This is a genomic window from Novosphingobium sp. FG90, assembly GCF_057808725.1.
The window spans coordinates 1-4,346 of record NZ_JBMDIO010000080.1; the positions used below are offsets into that span (position 1 = coordinate 1).

6 protein-coding genes are annotated in these 4,346 nt (G+C 65.0%); all 6 read left to right on the forward strand.

The window, feature by feature from the left end; genetic code table 11:
- Nucleotides 1–224 precede the first annotated feature (224 nt).
- Entirely contained in the window at nucleotides 225–569 is a 345-nt protein-coding gene (locus ACODRZ_RS26385) for a cell envelope integrity TolA family protein (protein ID WP_488986298.1), read from the forward strand.
- Complete coding sequence (gene tolB, locus ACODRZ_RS26390; RefSeq protein WP_087574345.1) at nucleotides 566–1,882, forward strand: Tol-Pal system beta propeller repeat protein TolB; 1,317 nt, start codon at nucleotides 566–568, stop codon at nucleotides 1,880–1,882. Before ACODRZ_RS26385 ends, tolB begins: the two co-directional genes overlap by 4 nt.
- Nucleotides 1,883–1,911: 29 nt before the next feature.
- On the forward strand, nucleotides 1,912–2,457 hold the full coding sequence (locus ACODRZ_RS26395) for an OmpA family protein (protein ID WP_165418764.1): 546 nt from the start codon (nucleotides 1,912–1,914) through the stop codon (nucleotides 2,455–2,457).
- A 13-nt stretch (nucleotides 2,458–2,470) separates the two neighbouring features.
- Complete coding sequence (locus ACODRZ_RS26400) at nucleotides 2,471–3,130, forward strand: OmpW/AlkL family protein (protein ID WP_130753340.1); 660 nt, start codon at nucleotides 2,471–2,473, stop codon at nucleotides 3,128–3,130.
- Nucleotides 3,130–3,978, forward strand: coding sequence for a tetratricopeptide repeat protein (locus ACODRZ_RS26405; RefSeq protein WP_087574342.1), 849 nt, complete (start codon nucleotides 3,130–3,132; stop codon nucleotides 3,976–3,978). Before ACODRZ_RS26400 ends, ACODRZ_RS26405 begins: the two co-directional genes overlap by 1 nt.
- Nucleotides 3,966–4,346 (forward strand): hypothetical protein (locus tag ACODRZ_RS26410; protein ID WP_488973058.1); only part of this gene is annotated, 381 nt, incomplete at its 3' end. The genes ACODRZ_RS26405 and ACODRZ_RS26410, both read left to right, overlap by 13 nt.

Here is a 4,346-nt window from a genome sequence, read left to right on the forward strand (position 1 = left end):
CGGCGCCGGCGCCACCCGTACCCCCGGCGCCGGCGCCCACGCATATTGCTTCCCCCGTCTCTTCACCATCCGCCGCAGCGCCTGTTACAGCAACAACACCAGCACCATCGCCGCCGCGTCGTCTTGATGCGGCCGCGCTGGCCCGCTCGCTCGGGCAGCCCGCCGCGCCGGCGCCGCGGCCGCGTCTCAATTCCGCAGCGATTGGCTCCGCGATCGGGCAGGCCGTGCCCAAGGGCGTGGCGGGCCTTTCGATCCGGCAGCGCACCAACCTCGCCGACATGATCCGCTCGCAGATCACCCCTTGCTGGAACCCGCCGCAGGCGGAGGACAATAGCGGTCACGTCACCATAGTCATGCGGATCAGGCTTGGCCGGGATGGGGGCGTGCTTGGCACGCCGGCGCTATCCCGCATCGGCGGTCAGACCGCAGCCAATGGCGCATATGCCAATGCGCTTGCCGGGAGCGTCCGGCGCGCCATCCTGCGTTGCGCTCCCCTAAAGCTCCCGCCTGAACTTTATGACGCCTGGGCTGACGTCGAGCTAAATTTCGATCCGAGAGACATATCATGAGACGGTCGTTCCTTCCTGCGGCTCTCGTCCCGCTCATCGCTCTGGCATCTCCGCTCCGGGCCGAAGGGCCGCTCCATGTCGATATCACGCAAGGCGTGGCGTCCCCCTTGCTGATTGCCGTACCCGATATTCTGAGCGGCAGCATTCCCGACGTTGCTGGCGGCGAGGATGCGGGCGCGGCCCTGGCGAAAATCGTGCGGGCCGATCTGGTGTCGACCGGCCTCTATCGGCTTGTGCCTGTCGATGGACACTATTCGATCGCGGACGACGTTGCTTTTGCCCCCTTCGCACGCGCAGGCGCACAGGCGCTGGTTCTTGGACGCGCGCGCCCTGCCGGGAACAATCAGCTGGCCTATGACTGCGCGCTCTACGATGTTTTCGGTGCCCATGTCGAAGCCTCGCAGCGCATCATCGTGGCGACCGCGCAATGGCGGCGCGCCGCCCATAAATGCGCCGACATGGTCTTTGCATTTACCACCGGCGATCCGGGGCATTTTGACACAAGGCTGCTGGTCTCTACACAGGACGGAGCGATCCCGGGCCAGCGCACCCGATTGGTGTCGATGGACTATGACGGCGCGAACGCGACGGAATTGACCCAAGGCAAGGAACTGGTCGCGACGCCCCGCTTTGGGCCAGGCAGTCGCCGCATCGTTTTCCTGTCCTATGTCGACGTCGCTGCACCGAGGCTCGTCGTCGCCGATCTGGACAGTGGCTCCACGGCCGCGCTCAAGGTCCCTGCTGGCGTCCCGTCAGCTCCCCGTTTCTCACCGGACGGTGCAACCATCGTCTTCTCCCTCGCCCATGACGGTGAGGCCGATATCTATGCCGTCGACCTGGCCAGTGGCAACATGCGCCAGCTCACCAGTGGCGCAGGCACCGATACCAGTCCCTGCTTTGCACCGGACGGGCGTGGGATCGTCTTCGAGTCGAACCGATCTGGCGAATCTCAGCTCTATGTCATGGCGCAGGACGGAAGCGATCAGCGTCGCATCAGCTTTGGCGCAGGCGGACATGCCTCGCCGGTCTGGAGCCCGCGCGGCGACCTCATCGCCTTTACGCAGATCGACGGTGGAGCGCTCCGCATCGGGATCATGAAACCCGATGGATCCAAAGAGCGGATACTCACATCGGGCAGCCGCGACGAAGACCCGAGCTGGAGCATGAGCGGGCGTGCCATCATGTTCCAGCGCACCGCCGCTGGCGCCATGCTGCCGACGATCTGGCTGACCGATCTGACCGGAAAAGTACAGCAGCCGGTTGCAACCGGCGCAGCGGCCTCGGAGCCGGCCTGGTCGGGGCAGCGGCCATGAGGGTTCGGTGGATACCCGCGGCTCACGGCTTGGCCTGCCTCGCGCTGTGTGGCGCGCTCGCCGCCTGTCAGCGGCCGACGCAGCCATTACTGCCGCCGCCGTTGTTCGAACTTCAGGGACCGCCGCCTGAGCCGCTCGCCACGCGCGAGAACAACCTCCCTGCCCAGGAGATACGGGACGTCGAGACGCCCGCGACAATAGAGGATTTCGAACGCTATGCGGGCACGATCCGCATCCTGTTCGCGCGAGGCAGCGCCGAGCTGACCCCGATCGCCCGCGCAATTCTCGACCGGCAGGCGGAGTGGTTGCGCGCCCACCCGGAGGTGCGGGCTTCGCTCCAGGGGCATGCCGATGAACTGGCGCCGCGCGAGCAGCAGTTCGCACTCGGCGAAAAGCGCGCGGCCACCATGAAATTCTACCTCACCGCGCGGGGCGTCGCACCCCAAAGGCTTTTCGTGACCTCCTTCGGCAGGGAGCATCCGATCGCGACCGGCAGCGGCGAGGCAAGCCAGAGCCAGAACCGCCGTGGCGAGACCGTCCTTCTCGGTCTTCCCGGCGGCCTGTCCAGACCATGAGGGGAAATTGAAGATGCGTCCTGTTACTTTCGTACTGACGGCCTTGGCCGCTATGGCTTTAGCGACACCCGCATGGGCTGAGCCCGGCGACGTGCTGATCAAGATCCGGGGCGGTTATGTCCTGCGCACGGGCAGCAGTGTCGTCACGGTCGATGTGGGCGGCACGCCGGTCTCCGCAAAGGCAAAGGCGGCGCCGGGTGGTGAAGCGAGCCTCACCTTCTTCATGACTGATCACCTCGCGACTGAGCTGACCCTTGGTGGCGCGCCCTATGACATAAAGGACAGCAACGGCAGGACGCTCGTTTCTGCCGGTCTGATCACCCCGACGGCCATGCTGCAATATCATCTGATGCCGGCTTCGAAGCTGCTGCGGCCTTATGTGGGCGTGGGTCTGTCCTATGCCAATTTCTACAGCGAAAAGGCGGGAGAAGTCCTCACCAATCGCGTGGTGACACCGGCGATTTCCTATTCGGCGGATATCAAGGGCGGCCTCGCACCGGTCGCACAGGTCGGCGCCGATATCGCGATCAACGAGCAAATCTACATCAACATCGACGCCAAATATCTCGGCGCCAATTCGAAGCTCACGCTCGACCAGGGCGGGACCAGCCAGACCGTTTCGCACAGGATGCGCTCGATCATCATGGGCGCAGGCGTGGGATTCCGCTTCTGATGCGCTACCAGCTTTCGCCTTGGCTCCCGAGCAAACGCCTTGCGCTTCAATGGGCGGCGGCGGTGCTCGCGCCGCTGTCGTTTGCGGGCGTGGCGCATGCGCAAAGCCTGGGCGCTATCGAGCAGCGCCTGCGGCAGGTCGAACAGAAGGTGGGGCTACTCGAAACAGGAGGATCAGCCAGGGGAGCCGCGAGCGCTGCATCAGACCAGCCTGTATCGATCGACGCCCTGATGCAGCTCGATCGCAGGCTCGCTGCTCTGGAGCGGGCCCTCTCCGGACTCATTTCCGCGCAGGAACAGGATCACCGCGCGCTCGTCATCGGCATGGCCCAGGTGCAGACCATAAAAGGCGATACCGAGGCAAGGCTCGATGCGGTGGAACGCCAGGCGGCCGCACCTGCGCCGCCGCCGGCATCTATTCCGCAGCCGGTCGCACCCGCCGCGCAGCCGCTCAGCGCTGACGACCGCTTTGAACAGGCGATGCTCTATGCCGAGCGGCAGGACTGGCCGAGGGCCGAGCTTGCTTTCGATAGTTTCGTCGCGGCCTGGCCTTCCGACCCCCGCGCCAGCGAGGCACGCTTTCAGCTTGCCCGGGCTTTTCAGGGACAGGGCAAGCACGCGCAGGCGGCCCAACTCTTTCTCGAACTCTACGAGAAAGCTCCCAATGCGCCGTTCATCATCGACGACCTGTTTGCGCTCGGACAAGCCCTGACCGACATGGGGCCAGCCAATAGCGCGCAGGCCTGCGACGTCTATGCCGAGATCGAGACGACCCATGGTGCAGCGCTCACGCTGGAACAACGCTCCCAATTGCTTGATCGCCGGCTGGCGCTGAAATGTCCCGGCTGAGTTCGGACCCGTTCGATCGCGCGACCGCGACGGGCGGCGGTGATCAAGCCGCCTTTATGCAGGGATGCCTTGATCCGATAGCGGAAGGCAAGATCACGCAGGGCCGCGCCGAGACAGGGGCGAACCCCTATGTCGGGTTGGGGCAGCTACTGGCCGCCGCTGGCGTCTCGACCGACCGCACGGAGCAATTGATCGCGGATATCCTGATCGATGATGCGCGAGAGACCCGGCTCGCCGTTTCACGCGATATATGCACGCTGGTCGACGGTTATGTCGCTGGCCTCGATCAACGCTATGGTCGTCGTCTCGACGATGCTCAAAGTCTTCTCCTGCGGCTTAGCATCGAACTCGAGGTGTCCAAGCGGCGC

What these genes read in the sequence shown, in the direction of transcription:
- tolB (WP_087574345.1), top strand. Translation starts at nt 566, where the DNA reads ATGAGACGGTCGTTCCTTCCTGCGGCTCTCGTCCCGCTCATCGCTCTG.
- ACODRZ_RS26400 (WP_130753340.1), top strand. Translation starts at nt 2,471, where the DNA reads ATGCGTCCTGTTACTTTCGTACTGACGGCCTTGGCCGCTATGGCTTTA.
- ACODRZ_RS26405 (WP_087574342.1), top strand. Translation starts at nt 3,130, where the DNA reads ATGCGCTACCAGCTTTCGCCTTGGCTCCCGAGCAAACGCCTTGCGCTT.